The sequence below is a fragment of the Thermoflavimicrobium daqui genome, from assembly GCF_003313465.1.
In the GTDB taxonomy this organism is placed as follows: domain Bacteria; phylum Bacillota; class Bacilli; order Thermoactinomycetales; family Thermoactinomycetaceae; genus Thermoflavimicrobium; species Thermoflavimicrobium daqui.
In genome coordinates, this window is the sequence record NZ_KZ845667.1 from 40,152 (window position 1) to 55,731 (window position 15,580).

Here is a 15,580-nt window from a genome sequence, read left to right on the forward strand (position 1 = left end):
TCTAGTACTCCAAAGACCTGATATCCATTTTTGATATAAAAATCTTTTGCTTGAAAATCAAATGTGTCTGAGTGGACCAAATGTGTTCCCATTTTTTTGCAGTTTGCTCCATGTGATGGAGTAGCTTGGAACCTAATCCTTTTTTACGATAGGATTCATCAATCCGAAAAATTTGGATTTCTTTTAGCAGGAATTTGTTTTAATTTTCCGGCTAAAGCTTGCCCATGTAATGGTTCTTTAGCTAATTGATCAATTGATTATAATTGGAGACTAAATAAATTATTAAATTATTTTTTTATGAAATAATATATAATATAATAATACATGTTATTATTTTGTTAAATTGATATATTGGAGGTATTTAGGATGAGCTTTGAAGAAAAGGTTGTTTTAATCACTGGTGCCGCTGGAGAAATTGGTAGAGCAACTGCTCGGAAATTTATGAATAGTAAAGCTAAATTAGCTTTGGTTGATGTAAATAAATCGGCATTAGAAGAAGTGGTGAGGGAGCTTAAATTAGAGGAAGATCAAGTACTCACTATTGCTGCTGACTGTTCTAAAGAGGAAGATGTGGTTAACTATACACAAGAGGTAGTTCGTTACTTTGGGCAGATAGATGTGTTTTTTAACAATGCTGGCATTGAAGGAAAAGTGGGACCGATTACAGATTTGGATATTGAAGTATTGGACCAAGTTTATCAAGTCAATATTCGTGGTGTATTTTTAGGTCTAAAACATGTGTTGAGAGTGATGAAAGAGCAAGGATCAGGTGTAGTAATTAATACAGCATCAATAGCTGGAAAGTTTGGTAGTACTGGACTTGCAGCATATACTGCCTCTAAACATGCAGTAATCGGGTTAACAAAAACTGCAGCTTTGGAGAGTGCAGATTTTGGCATTCGTGTAAATGCGATCTGTCCATCTCCGATTCATACACGTATGATGAGATCGATTGAAGATGGAGTAGCACCAGGGAAGGGAGAATTTGTTAAAGAAAAATTGATACAATCAATCCCAATGAAACGATATGGAGAAGTAGATGAAGTAGCTAATTTGGTCTATTTCTTAGCATCAGATGAAGCAAGCTATATAACAGGGAATCATTATGCCATTGATGGGGGAATGTCTGCTACCTCTTTGTAATCGATCTTACCTCTAAGATACGTTCAGTATAATAAATCGAAGAGTTGCCTTCTAAATTAGCCGCTCATCGCTTCCCCACTTGCTCCCGTGGCCTTAATCGGTCCATCGAGTTCCTTAAAGCTATACTCTTGAGATAACTCTTGTCTCTTTGGGGAAAAGTTGATCCAACATATAAACGACTCGCAGCTTCGTCTAGGAATAATCTAAGTTTTGGATCGAATTATGCTACAAGTTGAAATAGAAATTAAAAATATAAACTTAAAAAATGAAAGGGGTTTAAAAATGGAATTTAGAAACCGGGTAGTTTTAATCACCGGAGCTGCTGGAGTTACAGGAAGGGTAATTACAGAAAAGTTTTTAAAAGAAGGAGCCCTACTTGCACTTGTAGATATTAATCGGGAAGGGCTAGAAGAATTAGTAAATGAGTTGAATTTAGATAAAACAAGCTCGATCTGGATTCATGCAGATGTTAGAAATGAGAAGCAGGTAGTTAAATATGTACAAGAAACCTTAGATCATTTTGGTAAAATAGATATATTTATTAATCATGCTGGGATCGAAGGGAAAGTAGCGAAGATTTCCAACCTTACTGTTGAAGATTTTGATGAGGTATATCGAGTGAATGTTCGAGGAGCTTTTCTCGGACTTAAGTATGTCATTCCTGTGATGCAGGAACAAAATTATGGTGTAATTATTAATACTTCTTCAATTATGGGAGTTCAAGGAGCCCCATGTCTTACCTCATATGTCATGTCAAAACATGCGATTATTGGAATGACAAGAGCTACATCATTAGAGTGTGCAGATTATAATATTCGTGTAAACAGTGTTTGTCCTGGTCCGATTGATTCGCGTATGATGCAATCCATTGAAGAAGGAATTGTCCCTGAAAATCCTCAAGTTGTCCGCGAATTATTTACACAAATGATTCCTTTTAAACATTATGGTAGTACCGAAGATTTAGCAGAACTAATGTTATTTCTTTCATCCAATCGTGCAAAATACATAACAGGTACCTATTTTCTACTAGATGGAGGGTTATCAGTCAGATGATCAAGGAGTGAGAAATAATTAAAAGCAAAATAAAGAGAGAAGGCTTCCCTCTAGAAAAGGAAGCCTTTTATTTTTTGAATCCAGATATGATGGGAAATTTAGTCTTCTTCCCCTGCTTCAAGACTATCGATTAGTTCGGTAAAATCTCTAATTAGATTGTTTAAAGTGTAGGATTTTTTATGTTGTATGGATTCTAAACGACTTGAGATATGGTTAAGCTGATGCTCTACTTGTCTAAGGTCTCGGATTGCAAGTGATAATTGATAAGTTTTATCCATTTTATTCCCTCCGCTATCTTATCTATGTTAGAGTATATCATTTATCTTTACCAATAAAGAAGAGGGGAATGAGTAGATAAAGCTTTAATGATCGTTTTTCTTAGCGATAGGCTTTTAGGTTCGTATATAATAGCTCGTGGCTGCTCAGTTTCCAAATGTGTTTCATTGTAAAAGTGACTCATTCTAAATCTAAAAACAGATAGGTTGGATTTTCAAGATGCTTTATGAATTTAATAGAGCACCATTGAGTAAGTTCCTTTTATTATAGCTTAACATTTATTGTAAACAATTAATAAAAACTGAGCTTCGTTACTACCCGGATTAAAAAACTGATGGGAATTAGAAGAGTCGAAAGAGATGGAGTCACCAACTTCTAAATAATAGGAAGTTTGTTCAAAGAGGACTTGAATACTCCCAGCAATAACGAAGCAGATTTCCTTGTTTTGATGACTGACTTTTGTCTCTGATGAATATTCTTTTGGTGGTAGAGTGATAGCCAACACTCTCACTTCTCCGTCGAATTGAGAGGGAGTAGCTAATTCATAGTCAACCTTATGATAAGGCAGGATTAATTTTCTCCGTTCGTTTTTCTTCACGACAATTTGGTGATTGGGAGAGTCTTCAAAAAAGGAGCCTACAGGACAGTTTAATACTTCCGCCATTTTAACCAGAGAAGCAATCGAAGGGCTAGCTATATTTCGTTCCACCTGACTAATCAAGCTGGGTGATAAGTGGCATAACTTAGCAAATTCTCGAATCGAATAGCCTTTTTGTTCACGAAAGTATTTGATTTTTGTACCAATGTCCATCGGGTTTGCCTCTCTTTGTATAGTTGATTTAAATTTATAATTTTATCAGTATTTCTGATAAATCTTTTTTGGTTATATTCGGAACATGACAATTTGGGGCGGGATATCCAACAGGTAATACAAGAATAGGCATTTCATTTTTAGGGCGATTGAAGTAATTGCGTAAAAATGTCATGGGGCTTGGGGTATACGTAAGGGTACATAAACCAGCATGGTGTAAGGCACCTAATAAAACTCCCACAGCCATTGCGGTCGATATCAATGAAAGGTCTTGGTTCGTTTGGAGAAGACTAGTGTCTACAACTTCTGCTTGAGTAGAATTAATATCTACTTTAAAAGCCACGATTAAATGAGATGCATCAGTCAAGTGAGGTTTGGATGCATTCGTTCCTAAAGGAGCAAGTGCTTTTCGCCACTCGTCAGAAATACGCTCCTCATAAAGTTTTGTTTCTTCAACTTCCGCTAATGCCCTGATTTTTTCTTTCTTTGCCTGATCATTAACGACAACAAAGCGGTAAGGCTGTAGGTTTCCACTGGATGGAGTAGTAATTGCGGCACGAAGAGCTTGATAAATCAGCTTTTCATCTACCTTTTCTTGAGAGTAATGCCTCACATTTCTTCGTTTACGGATGAATTGATAATAGGATTCCGTTTTTGCAAGTTGTTCTTGAATGGTTCGTATTTCTGATCGAGTATAGGGAGGTGCTTTGGTCTGAGAGTCAGGAATGAAGGATGTCTCTCCAATGACGAGTTCGGAAAAGGATTTTCGGGATAATAGGGGTGCTTCATAGTTGTCCTTAGCGTATCCTACAGCAAAGAGTAGGAGAGGAGATTCATTTTTAGGACGATTTAGGATTTTTTGTAGGGATGAAACAGGAGGACGAATGAGACAATCGATACCTGCATGTTGAAGAGCAGCAAGAAAAAAACCAGCAGAAATAGGAGCAGACTCTCGTACGTAGTAATGGCGAATTTTTTGCATTCGGCCATTTGTTTCTGTTAATCCATAATTGATCTGGAATAGTGCTACCAAATAAGGAGCATCTTCAAGATACTGGTGACTACCGAGAGTAGACAGCTTTTGTTCCCCGTTTGTTTTATAATTTTGTAACCGTTGGCTTTCTTCTTGCTCTGCTGCTAGACGAATCTGTCTTTTAATTAGAGGATCTTTAATCAGAATGTAGGTCCAAGGTTGCTGATTGGCTCCAGATGGCGCAGTACCTGCTATATGCACCACTTTTTCAAGTACCTTTTCAGAAAGAGGTCTTTTGGAAAAAGAGCGTACACTTCTTCTTTTTTCCATCATACGGACATACTGATTGAGTCGCATCCATTGTTCTTCTGGGGGAATACGTTGGAAGTGTAAAGGAATAAATCCTTTATGATGCCCCATTTTATATGCACCCTCTTTAATATGGAAATGGAAGTGATTGTTTAATTGTATTATACAGAATAATAATAATATTGTACATTGGGATGCTTTATGAAAGTAACAAAAACAATTATTTAGTTGTAACCCAATGAAGAATAAATAATGATAGAAAAGAAAAGCTGTTCACTTTAAAGAGTCAATGAAATCATAGACTTCTTTTTATTTTTTAGAAGTAAATATAGTGTTTAATGATAAGTTTGTTTCATATATAATAAGGGTAACACTTAATTTTGCTTAATTTCGCTTAAAAAAACTTAAGAACAAAAGTGAGCTGATTTAAGATGTTTCAAGACGAACGAGTTATCTCTATAATGCAATATCTAAAGGAGAACAAACGGATCACGGTGGATGAAATTTGCCAGCGATTTGATGTCTCTCGTGATACAGCTCGAAGAGATATCGTTAAATTAGAAGAGCAGGGAAAAATTATTCGTGTTCGAGGTGGAGCCATTTTGCCAACCCTATCGAAAGAAATGCCCAATTTTAAAGAACGTTTACAAATGGATACAGAAGTAAAAAAAGCGATTGGTAAGTTGGCATCTACGCTTATTCATGATGGTGATTATTTGTACATTAGCTCTTCAACAACAACACGCTACACAGTCGAATTTATGAATAGTAAACAGAATGTAGTTATTACGAATTCGATCGATTTAGCTAGTTTATTAGTAGAAAAGGAAGGGATCACTATCCACATGCTGGGGGGAAAGCTTTTTAATGAGCATGGCTTTGTATATGGGACGAAGGCAATCGAAATGTTATCGCAATATTATGTGGATAAACTATTCATTGGTACATGTGGAATAACCAAAGATGGATTATCGAGTTTGTTCGAGGAGGAAAGCTATCTCATACGGGAAGCTATTCAAAGAGCAGATCAGGTAATAGTGTTAGCAGATCATTCAAAGTTTGGAAAAAGAGAGTTTCATCAGATGGCAGGATTTGAAGATATTGACTTAATTATTACAGATAAAGAACCCAGCCCAGAAATCATCGAACAGTTACAAAAGTACAATGTAGAGATTTTATTGGCAAACGATACAGAGAAAAACTAAAGGATGATCATGAGATATCATATCTTAATGGAGGAGACCATTTATGTATCATTGTGTGATTTTTGATGTAGACGGCACCTTAATCGATAGTGAAAGAGCGATTATTCGCTCATTACAAAAGGCGCTTAGAGATGAATTAGGGCGTGACTATGGGGATGAAGAATTGTACTTTGCATTAGGTATACCAGGAGAGGTCACGCTTAGAAAACTAGGAATTCAAAATATAGATGGTATTCTACAAAAATGGGTTCAATATATGGCAGAATTCCGCGATGAAATGTGCATCTATCCAGAAATAAAAGATGTACTTATGTTATTACGAGTTTCTTTGGTTACAACAGGGATTGTGACTTCAAAAACGAAGCAGGAATTGGAGGATGATTTTGTTCCCTTTGGTTTAATGGAGTATCTACAATATTCGATCGTTGCGGATGATACACCAAAGCATAAACCATTTCCAGATCCGATTTTAAAGTTTCTAGAAATTTCTGGTGTTGATCCAGCTAAAACCTTATATGTTGGAGATACCCTTTATGACATGCAATGTGCTAACAGTGCAGGGGTCGATTTTGCTCTAGCTTTATGGGGAGCGAAGTCGCCTGATAAGATCCAAGCAAAATATAAATTAAAAAATCCACGAGAAATATTATATTTGCTCTAGAAATGCTTGCGCCTTTGGGGGAAAGTTAATCATACACATATTGATAAGGTAGTATTTCAATTTGAGTTAAGAGCCTATTTTCTATAAATCAATATCTAAAAAGAAAGATGTACGATTTATGTAGAGATTTACCAATTGATTCGGTTGACGATTCAATAAAAGTAGATTATATAAGTATACATGATAGATGACTTGCTACGAAGATATGAAGAAAGCTATAGTAGAATGGATATGGATGGGATCCGTAAGAATGATCGTGGTAAATATAGATAAAGAGTTACAATCCAAGGCATGATAAAAATGAAGATATAAATGAGGTTGAATGTGATGAAAACCGTTTTGGCTACCCTAAATGCAAAATATATCCACACATCACTCGCATTGCGCTATTTAAAAGCTTTTAGTGAGAAAGAGTTTGAGATGGAGATTGCGGAATATACCATTAAAGATCCTGCGATGAATATCGTCGCGGACATATACCAACGTCAACCAGATATTGTGGGCTTTTCTTGTTATATCTGGAATATTGAAGAGACGATTACCGTTATTGATATGCTAAAAAAAGTAAATCCAGCATTAAAAATTGTTCTGGGAGGACCTGAAGTCTCTTATGATACGAAATATTGGATGGAACGCTTACCGCAAGTAGACTTTATCGTTATGGGGGAAGGAGAAGAGACATTTCACCATTTACTAACTGAACTTAGAGGGGAACAGAAATTTCATTTTGTGTTTGGACTTGCCTATCGAAATGGTGAAGAGATTGTATTGAATCCCCCTCGTCCAAAGCTTAATTTAAACGATATTCCCTCTCCACATCGTTTTCCCGAAGACCTCGCCCATTTGTCCAATCGTGTGGTTTATTTTGAAACGAGTCGAGGTTGTCCATTTAGTTGCCAATTTTGTCTATCTAGTATTGAGATAGGGGTACGTTATTTTGATATAGAGCGGACCAAACAAGATATTCTTTATTTGATTGAGCATGGGGCGAAACTGATTAAATTTGTAGACCGGACGTTTAATATTAAGCGCGATTATGCGATGGAGATTTTTCAATTTTTGATTGATCATCACCAAGGTTGTGTATTTCAATTTGAAATCACAGCCGATATTATGCGACCTGAAGTACTGGATTTTCTAGCAGAAAACGCACCACCTGGCATTTTTCGCTTTGAAATCGGGGTTCAATCTACCCATGATCCAACCAATGAAGCTGTAAAACGCCGCCAAAACTTTACGAAGCTTTCTCGTACGGTAACTAAAATCAGAGAAAGCGGAAAGATCGCTCAACATCTCGACTTGATTGCGGGGCTTCCTCATGAGGATTACAACCGATTTCGACAAACATTTAATGATGTCTTTGCTTTAGAGCCCGAAGAATTACAGCTGGGCTTTCTGAAAATGCTACGAGGAACAGGATTGCGTCTGGATGCCAAGCGATATCAGTATGTCTTTATGGAAAGAGCACCATATGAAATGTTAGGAAATGACTTGCTTTCGTTCGCCGATATTGTACGGATTAAAAGAGTAGAGGATGTACTTGAAAAATACTGGAATGCACATCGTATGGATCATACGCTGAAATATTTAATTCATCAAGAGTTTCCTTCTCCTTTTGACTTTTTCCAAGAGTTTGGGGACTACTGGGAAGAACAGGGATGGCAGAAGATTGGTCACCAACTGGAAGACTTGTTTACTCGTTTACGCTCTTTTTTAGAACAACGCAAGACCAAAAATATGGAGATTATTTTAGGACTTATGAAATACGAGTATCTTTTAAATCACAAACAGAAACCACGCAAAGGTTGGTGGGAGTATACACTTAGTAAGCAAGATCAATCGAACTTGATTCAACGAGCGCTTGGGCATCCTCAGGAAGTATCCGATGATTTTGCCAAGCTACATCTGACAGAGCGTGATCTTTTTAAACATGCTGTGATTGATGTGCTTCCCTTTGATATAAAAGCTTATTTGGACAGCGGAAAAATCATCAAGCAGCCTACTGCTTTGATTGCATTATATCGTCCGAAAGAGTCGATTGCTGTCCAATGTTATACTATGAAGGCAGATGCAACAGTAACAGCGGAATCTATAGGTTAAGAACAGATTGTTGTAGGTGAGAAAGATAAAAAATGGCTCCGATGGGTATTCAGGAGCCATTTTTTAATGCGCTTGGCATGGACACATTTATAGATTGAAAGTCCCAAACGATGAAGGTCGCAGTTGCTTTAACTTATTCAAAAACGATGAGTCAACAATCTCAGTTATTTCATGGGCATGTATCTTGTGAATTTTGAAGGAGGTATTCGTTTTGTAAAATGGAAAACATATATAGATCGATATATCGTTCTTTAGCATATTCGTAACCTCTGAGTAAGCCTTCCCTATGAAAGCCTAGCTTTTCTAATAGAAGCATGGAAGGGGTGTTTTCTGGCTCAACAGTTGCTTCGATGCGATTGAAATGACATTGCTGAAATCCATAGCCAAGTAATGCGTGAATGACTTCAGACATATATCCTTTTCTCCAATAGGCAACTTCCAATTCATAGCCGATCGACGCTCTAGCATTGGCGTGATTTATACTGTTAAATCCGCAAGTTCCGATCAGCTCACCTGTTTTCTTCAATTCGATTCCCCAACGAATGGCTTCATTTCTTTCGGCTAACGAATTTAATAAATCGATCATTTCTAGAGCTTGACTTTTTGTAGAAAGTGGAGAGATATTCATATATTGAGTTACTTGTTTATCAGACCAGATTTCAAAAAGTTTTTTGGTATCTTTAGAAGAAAGCTGTCTAAGCTTTAGTCTTTCTGTATCTAAAATGGGAAAAGTAGTTTCACCGAAGAAGGGCATTTTTATTCCTCCGTTTAATCTCGTAATCGTTTAAAAAAATTCATCCAATAGTTGATAAAATTCTATTTTACTTTGATTGATGTTTTCTAGTTCATATGCTTGAAAGAATAAGGGGACATATTCTTTTTTGCCTAGATTATAAGTAATACTTCTGACCGCTAAAGCTAGATCGAAATATCGGTCAGTCACTCCACCACGACTCCAATCGATAAATCCACGAATCCCTTCTTCTGATATAAGAATGTTTGGTAAGCAATAATCCCCATGTCCCCAAACAGGGTCATAGGTGGTGGGTTTTGTTTGGATTAGTAAATCAAATAGTTCGGTCGCAGTTTTTCCTAATCGAGCTGTGTCAAAATCGTTTTCATCTACATAACCTTGAATCATCCGTAGATATGCTTCTTGAATAAGCTTGTCCGGATCACTTTGAAAAGGGCAATTAGCAATTGGGATGGAGTGGATCATTTTTAATCCTTTTGCTAACCAGATGACAACATGTTCAGCTTGATTTCTCCACTTTTCATCACAAGCCATCCAACCAGGAACTTCAGAAAGAAGAAGAAACTCATTTGTAGCAAACTGCTTATAGTAAATCGCACGAGGAACAGGCAATTTATTTTGTAACCAATCAAGTATTTCTTTTTCTTTTTTTAAAGAGGATTCAAAAGGAGCGTACGGTTGAATTTTTAAATACCATCTTTGTTGATCTGAAATGATTTGGTATACACAGGCGTTTGATCTACCAATCTTATTTGGTAGCCATGTCATTTTTCCAATTATTTTTTTTAGATCATTTGGAAGATTCAATTCCATACTTTTCATCCCTTCGATCGTACCATATACTAAATCCAATTTCTACGATGTTATTCGCATCTGGTTTTCCCCTTAGGTAAACTACAGGATTTTATCATCTAATGCTCAAATCTCTTACGATACAGTAGATCATAAGAGATTTGAGCATTTCCTATACTTGAGTTTTCTTTTTTAGGTGAACGACTTATTTTGCGACTGCTTCAATGATGGATACTGGAGATGATGTATGAATAACCCGTGTCATTTGGAATCCAGCTTGTTCAAGTAACTGTTGATACTCGGCTTCAGTTCTTTCTTTTCCACCAGACATCACGATCATTTGAAGATCCATAAAAGCAGAGAATGAATGATTATTTTTGTTAGAGAGAACATTTTCAATAATAAGTAATGTTCCATCGCCAATGACATCTCGACAATTTTGCAAAATTTGTCTAGCTTTTTCATCGTGAAAACCGTGAATGATATGTTTGAAAATATAAACATCACCATTCTTCGGTAAGGATTCAAAGAAATTGCCAGCCACTGCATTGATCCGATCATGAAAGGGATTATTCTTTAGATGCTCCTTTTCGACAGCTTCAATGACAAATGGTTGATCAAAAAGAACACCACGGGATGCCGGATATTTTTGTAAAATAGAGGAAAGTAAATATCCATGATTTCCTCCTACATCCACGATGGTTTGAAATGGAGAAAAATCATAGACTTCTAAGACATGTTGGGTAAGGAGACTAGTATGATTAAACATCGTTTGGTTAAAATATTTGGCGAATTCCGGGTTTTCTGTATGATAATCATAAAAAGACATTTTAAACTTGTGATCAAAGACCACTTCACCCTGTTTAATTCCTTCAATGAGGTCACCCCAAGCTGACCAAGCTTTGGTATCACCGACCATCAGAGCTAAGCTATGCACGGAACCTTCTACATCGGAACGTAGATAGTGGGATAAAGGAGTCAAAGAGAAAACAGTGTGATCTTCTTCTTTAAAAATACCAATGGAGGCAAGTGCTCGTAATAGACGATACAGTGTCTCAGGATGAGCATGGCACAGCTGAGCTAATTCATCAACGCTTTTGGGACCATCCTTTAATAAATCGGCAATTCCTAATTTGGCTGCAGTAATAATCGCTTGAGACTCTTGGAATGAAAGAATAATTTGCGTTAAATGGTGTTGGTGTAGAGCTTGTTCAGGCTGTTTTTCTTGATTATTCACCAGAGTAGCTCCTTCCTTTTTATAGGGTTCTATATTTATATACCCTAAATGGATAAGTATATATTGAAATCGTTTATCTAGAAATATAAGCGGGAATCAAGTGATTTACAAAGAACAGCAGAGAAAGAAGGTAATGGTATGGGGATCGGACAACTTTTTTAAATGCTTGCTTTGAAGGAATTTTTACAGATGAAGAGATTGGGAGAGTTAACCATTGAACGACGAGGTGAATGACTTGAAGAGTATTGTTGTCATTGGAAGTTTAAATATGGATTTAGTGACACATGTTCCTTATCTTCCGAAAGCGGGTGAAACCATCACAAGCAGTTCATTTCATATCAATCCCGGGGGAAAAGGTGCAAATCAAGCTGTTGCTGCTGCCAAATTGGGTGCAGATGTAACAATGATTGGCAAAGTGGGTCATGATGAATACGGTCAAGCTTTACTCCATAGTTTACGGCAGGCAGGAGTAAATACAGAAGGGATTCAAAAAGCACGAACCACAGGGATGGCCTTTATTCAAGTAAGTAGTCAAGGAGAGAACCATATTGTATTAGTCCCAGGTGCTAATAGTCATATGCGTAAATCAGATATTGATCAAATGAAGCATTTGATTCAAACAAGTGATTTAATCATCATGCAATTCGAGATTCCAATCGATGTGGTAGAGTATGTTTTGTATTTGGCTTACCAATTAAATAAAGAGGTTATTTTAAATCCAGCCCCGGCACAAAGGCTATCTAAGCAAATGTTATCCAAAGTGGATACGTTAATTTTAAATGAAACGGAATTAGAGATCTTAGGGGAAACATCAACCAACACCCAAGCAGAAATCTTAAATGCGGCTCAGAAATTGAAATCGTTTGGTGTAAAGCGGATCATTGTTACTGTAGGTGCACAAGGCTCCTATTTACTTAATCAAGATGGAGAATATCATATTCCTGCAGTATCTGTAGAAGCTATTGATACAACCGCAGCAGGAGATGCTTATATTGCGGCGTTTGCTGTTGGGCTTTCCAAAGGATTAAGTGATCAGGAAGCTGCAAAGTTTGCAAGTAAAGTATCTGCTATTGTAGTTACACGAAAAGGAGCACAATCTTCCCTTCCGACCATTGAAGAAATACAGTAGTCTAAAATTAGAGACGAAGTACATTCTTTTCATGAATGTACTTCGTCTCTAATTTTTATGGATATGCTCCTTTTTGAATGGGAAAATAAAGAAATTTTTCTTTTGAAAATGACAGTGTTTTATGATGTAAGCCTGCAAAAAATAGATTTAACAATAGGAAGTTCAAAATGGTGTAATGAGGTGATTGGCTTGGGGCTTACACAAGCTAAAATGGATGATATAGATACAATTATTGATCTATATCATACAATAGTTCATGTGCTACAAAAAGAAGGGAATGACCAGTGGGATAAAGATTATCTAAATGATGATCTAATAAAAAATGATATTAAAAATGGTAAGTTATATGGGATTAAAGAGGCAGGACGATTTATTGCTGTTTTAGTCTTAACGGAAGAAAAGAAACCACAATATGATCAAGTCAATTGGCAGTTTACGGAAGGTAAAAATCTCTACATTCATCGTGTAGCAGTTCATCCCGATTTTCAAGGAAGGGGACTTTCGAAGAAGTTATTGAATTTCGCTCAGGAATTTGCGAACGAAAATGGTTATGCAAATCTCCGGCTTGATGCATACAATAGAAACCCTGTGGCCTTAAATTTATATCGAAGCTTTGGATTTGAGGAAAGAGAGGAAATTAGTATGCCCGGCAGGGAAGAAAAGTTTGTGTGTTTTGAAAAAAAAGTTCTATGAAAAAGAAATCATATTCCTCCAGATTAAAGCTGAACATCCTAATTATTATCGATTAGATTAGATTAGATTAGATGTATCAGCTTTTTATATTGAATTTAATTGATTAGTCTGTTTTGGAAATATGTTAATTACTTATTTTAATGTAATAAACTATATAGTAAATGTATTTTAGATAGTCTATAATAGAAAAATGTTAAACAATCGATCATTTTGAAAGGGATAAGGAGATCGTCCAATGATGGAAGAGTTACAGTCTTTTATTCAACAATACGAAGACGCAACGAATACTCATGATTTTAGTGAAGTAGCTAAACTAATTAAAACGGATGCCATTTACTTTTTCTCAGATGGTACTTTTCGTGGTCTAGCAGAAATTAAAAAGGCTTTTGAGAGGAATTGGAATACCATTCAAGATGAAGTTTACCAAATTAAAGATATTGAGTGGATATCATTTACGGAAAGATCGGCAACCTGCGTTTATCATTTTTATTGGTCAGGGTATTTTCAAGGAGAAAAAAGAACAGGAATGGGTCGAGGAACCAATGTTTTAGAAAAAATAAATGGACAGTGGTTCATCATACATGAACATTTAAGTAGTGTGAAATAAGTAAAAACCATCAATGGTATTATCATCATGACTCGGATGAAATGTTTATGGAACTTAAAGGGGATTATGGATCGATTTTGAAGATGGAAAAACTATCTCTTTAAAATCGAATGATATTTTTACGATTCCGACAGGAGCGATCCATCGTACCTACTCTAATGTAAGAACAGTAAATTTGTGCTTTGAGCATTTAGTTGTGGAGATGAAAGAATAAGTGATTCAAATGAGTTGGGGTATGGGACTATTTGATATATTCATTATAAAAAGGGGCTTGATGAGTGGATTCATCAAGCCGACAAATGGTTCGGAATAGTTAGATGGTACGCTGATTGATTTCATAAGCAGCGCGTATGCCCGATTCAATAGCTCCTTGTATCCAGCCATGTGTCAAAGATGTATGTTCACCTGCAAAGTGAAGACGTCCTTCGGGTTTGAGAATGTGCGGATATAGAACGGTTTCTTGTGTGGGCTTGAACATAGCGATAGCACCAGCAGTATATGGATATTTCAGCCAACTATGCATCGTTCCAGTAACAAATTCCTTAAAAATCTGCTTACCATGAATCTTGGCCAATTGAGCTAGATTCTTAAGCACTGCCTCTTTTTTAGAAAATCTCTCCCAGATTAAGGCATCATCTTCTAACGTATAGCTTCCTAATACCACACCATTTGCTTTTCCAAAGCCATGACTTGGATAATAAGCAAATCGCATAGGTAAATCCGTGACTGATTTTCCTCCAAACATGCCTTCTTTTTCCCAAAATCGATTTTTAAATTGAATGCCTATCTTCGTACCAGCTAAATAGTGAAGCTCACGAATCGCTTTTCTCTTCTGATGAGAAATGGAATGAAAGGGCTCTAATTTAATAAACCGAAGGACAGAAAAAGGAAGGGTCATGATTGCTAAATCTCCCTTTATCTGTAGCGGCTTAGATGTTTTAGTATGAGTGGCATGGACTGTTATACTATTTGGATGTTGTACGACTCTTACTACTTTCTGATTAAATAAGATCTCATTTTTTAACTGTGGAAGAAAGGATTTCGGTAGTCGGTCTAATCCACCCGTAATTTCATAAAATCGTATAAACGGATTTATGGAGATTAGGAATCCCCTTAAAATTTCTGTAAAAGCTAACTCAGGATAGCCTTCTATATCTGTTAGCACTTTGATCATTTCGATGGCACCTGAGGATAAGGATGGACCAATAGGGTTAAACCGTAAAAATATATCCATCGAGTATTTATCAAATGCTCGTATGATCTGGTTTAAGTCATTTCGAGGATGTTGACGGATTTGCTTAAAAATGGGTTGTAAAGCTAAACGAACGAGTTCTTCCGCTGTTTTCCCTTTTTCTCTTCGAGTAACGGGATATCTTAAAATATCTGGATTTTTTTCGTAAACCTTCTGACGTGTATTGATTCCATTGACATAAATCAAGTCATTTGGTGTTGTATTAATAAATCGATTGAGAGGTAAATTAAATTTTTTTATATATTCTAATGTTAAAAAATGAATATTGGGAATACGCATAGCACCTGCTTCTAGATATTCTCCTTGAGTAAATGGAGATCGCAAGGTAAAGATACGCCCTCCAACTCTCTCAGATGCCTCTAATATCCTTACATGATGTCCGGTTTTTTTTAATAAGGAAGCTGCTACCAATCCTGACATACCAGCTCCTATAATCATAATTTTTTTAGGTGTCTTCGTTTTTTTGAGCCCACTTCGAATGATCGAAATCATCTGACTTGGAGTTAAACGGGATCGACTTTGAATAGACATGGTGATTCTCCTTTATAAAATAGAATATTGGTAATATGTTATTCATTTCAAAAT

At 36.4% G+C, this 15,580-nt stretch carries 16 protein-coding genes; 8 read left to right on the forward strand and 8 right to left on the reverse strand.

What is annotated here, in order from left to right; all coding sequences use genetic code 11:
- Window position 1: 1 nt before the first annotated feature.
- Window positions 2–190 (reverse strand): GNAT family N-acetyltransferase, encoded by a 189-nt coding sequence (locus DL897_RS18950; protein ID WP_338067090.1) that lies wholly within the window; start codon window positions 188–190, stop codon window positions 2–4.
- A 176-nt stretch (window positions 191–366) separates the two neighbouring features.
- Here DL897_RS18950 and DL897_RS10075 point away from each other — a divergent pair, with 176 nt between their 5' ends.
- Both DL897_RS10075 and DL897_RS10080 read left to right on the forward strand, forming a co-directional pair.
- Window positions 367–1,143: an SDR family NAD(P)-dependent oxidoreductase gene (locus DL897_RS10075; RefSeq protein WP_113659032.1), complete on the forward strand. Its 777-nt coding sequence runs from the start codon at window positions 367–369 to the stop codon at window positions 1,141–1,143.
- A gap of 282 nt (window positions 1,144–1,425) precedes the next feature.
- On the forward strand, window positions 1,426–2,196 hold the full coding sequence (locus DL897_RS10080) for an SDR family NAD(P)-dependent oxidoreductase (RefSeq protein ID WP_168188753.1): 771 nt from the start codon (window positions 1,426–1,428) through the stop codon (window positions 2,194–2,196).
- Window positions 2,197–2,294: 98 nt separating this feature from the next.
- Here the strand turns inward: DL897_RS10080 and DL897_RS10085 are convergent, their stop codons facing one another.
- The 3 genes from DL897_RS10085 to DL897_RS10095 all read right to left on the reverse strand — a co-directional run bounded on the left by DL897_RS10085 (window position 2,295) and on the right by DL897_RS10095 (window position 4,676).
- The gene (locus tag DL897_RS10085; protein ID WP_113659034.1) at window positions 2,295–2,474 is read right to left on the reverse strand and encodes a hypothetical protein; all 180 of its coding nucleotides are present in this window, start codon (window positions 2,472–2,474) and stop codon (window positions 2,295–2,297) included.
- 269 nt (window positions 2,475–2,743) lie between these two features.
- Window positions 2,744–3,283, reverse strand: coding sequence for a helix-turn-helix domain-containing protein (locus DL897_RS10090; protein ID WP_113659035.1), 540 nt, complete (start codon window positions 3,281–3,283; stop codon window positions 2,744–2,746).
- A gap of 34 nt (window positions 3,284–3,317) precedes the next feature.
- Window positions 3,318–4,676 (reverse strand): nitroreductase family protein, encoded by a 1,359-nt coding sequence (locus DL897_RS10095; protein WP_113659036.1) that lies wholly within the window; start codon window positions 4,674–4,676, stop codon window positions 3,318–3,320.
- Window positions 4,677–4,996: 320 nt separating this feature from the next.
- Here DL897_RS10095 and DL897_RS10100 point away from each other — a divergent pair, with 320 nt between their 5' ends.
- From DL897_RS10100 to DL897_RS10110, 3 genes are all read left to right on the forward strand, one after another.
- Window positions 4,997–5,770, forward strand: coding sequence for a DeoR/GlpR family DNA-binding transcription regulator (locus DL897_RS10100; protein ID WP_113659037.1), 774 nt, complete (start codon window positions 4,997–4,999; stop codon window positions 5,768–5,770).
- A 43-nt stretch (window positions 5,771–5,813) separates the two neighbouring features.
- Window positions 5,814–6,431 (forward strand): HAD family hydrolase, encoded by a 618-nt coding sequence (locus DL897_RS10105; protein ID WP_113659038.1) that lies wholly within the window; start codon window positions 5,814–5,816, stop codon window positions 6,429–6,431.
- Window positions 6,432–6,758: 327 nt separating this feature from the next.
- Window positions 6,759–8,531, forward strand: a complete 1,773-nt coding sequence (locus tag DL897_RS10110) for a B12-binding domain-containing radical SAM protein (protein WP_113659039.1) — start codon at window positions 6,759–6,761, stop codon at window positions 8,529–8,531.
- 169 nt (window positions 8,532–8,700) lie between these two features.
- On the opposite strand, the gene DL897_RS10115 is transcribed toward DL897_RS10110, so the two are convergent.
- The 3 genes from DL897_RS10115 to DL897_RS10125 all read right to left on the reverse strand — a co-directional run bounded on the left by DL897_RS10115 (window position 8,701) and on the right by DL897_RS10125 (window position 11,314).
- Complete coding sequence (locus DL897_RS10115; protein WP_113659040.1) at window positions 8,701–9,285, reverse strand: GNAT family N-acetyltransferase; 585 nt, start codon at window positions 9,283–9,285, stop codon at window positions 8,701–8,703.
- A gap of 30 nt (window positions 9,286–9,315) precedes the next feature.
- On the reverse strand, window positions 9,316–10,098 hold the full coding sequence (locus DL897_RS10120) for an APH(3') family aminoglycoside O-phosphotransferase (protein WP_168188754.1): 783 nt from the start codon (window positions 10,096–10,098) through the stop codon (window positions 9,316–9,318).
- 184 nt (window positions 10,099–10,282) lie between these two features.
- Entirely contained in the window at window positions 10,283–11,314 is a 1,032-nt protein-coding gene (locus tag DL897_RS10125) for a methyltransferase (protein WP_113659042.1), read from the reverse strand.
- Window positions 11,315–11,528: 214 nt separating this feature from the next.
- Between DL897_RS10125 and rbsK the strand changes: the two genes are divergently transcribed.
- The 3 genes from rbsK to DL897_RS10140 all read left to right on the forward strand — a co-directional run bounded on the left by rbsK (window position 11,529) and on the right by DL897_RS10140 (window position 13,743).
- A complete protein-coding gene (gene rbsK / locus DL897_RS10130; protein WP_240627365.1) occupies window positions 11,529–12,443 on the forward strand; it encodes a ribokinase in 915 nt (304 codons plus the stop codon).
- A gap of 108 nt (window positions 12,444–12,551) precedes the next feature.
- Entirely contained in the window at window positions 12,552–13,136 is a 585-nt protein-coding gene (locus tag DL897_RS10135) for a GNAT family N-acetyltransferase (RefSeq protein WP_240627391.1), read from the forward strand.
- Between the two features lie 235 nt (window positions 13,137–13,371).
- Window positions 13,372–13,743, forward strand: coding sequence for a YybH family protein (locus tag DL897_RS10140; RefSeq protein WP_240627367.1), 372 nt, complete (start codon window positions 13,372–13,374; stop codon window positions 13,741–13,743).
- A 313-nt stretch (window positions 13,744–14,056) separates the two neighbouring features.
- Here DL897_RS10140 and DL897_RS10150 read toward each other — a convergent pair whose 3' ends face one another.
- On the reverse strand, window positions 14,057–15,526 hold the full coding sequence (locus DL897_RS10150; protein WP_113659044.1) for a flavin monoamine oxidase family protein: 1,470 nt from the start codon (window positions 15,524–15,526) through the stop codon (window positions 14,057–14,059).
- Window positions 15,527–15,580 lie beyond the last annotated feature (54 nt).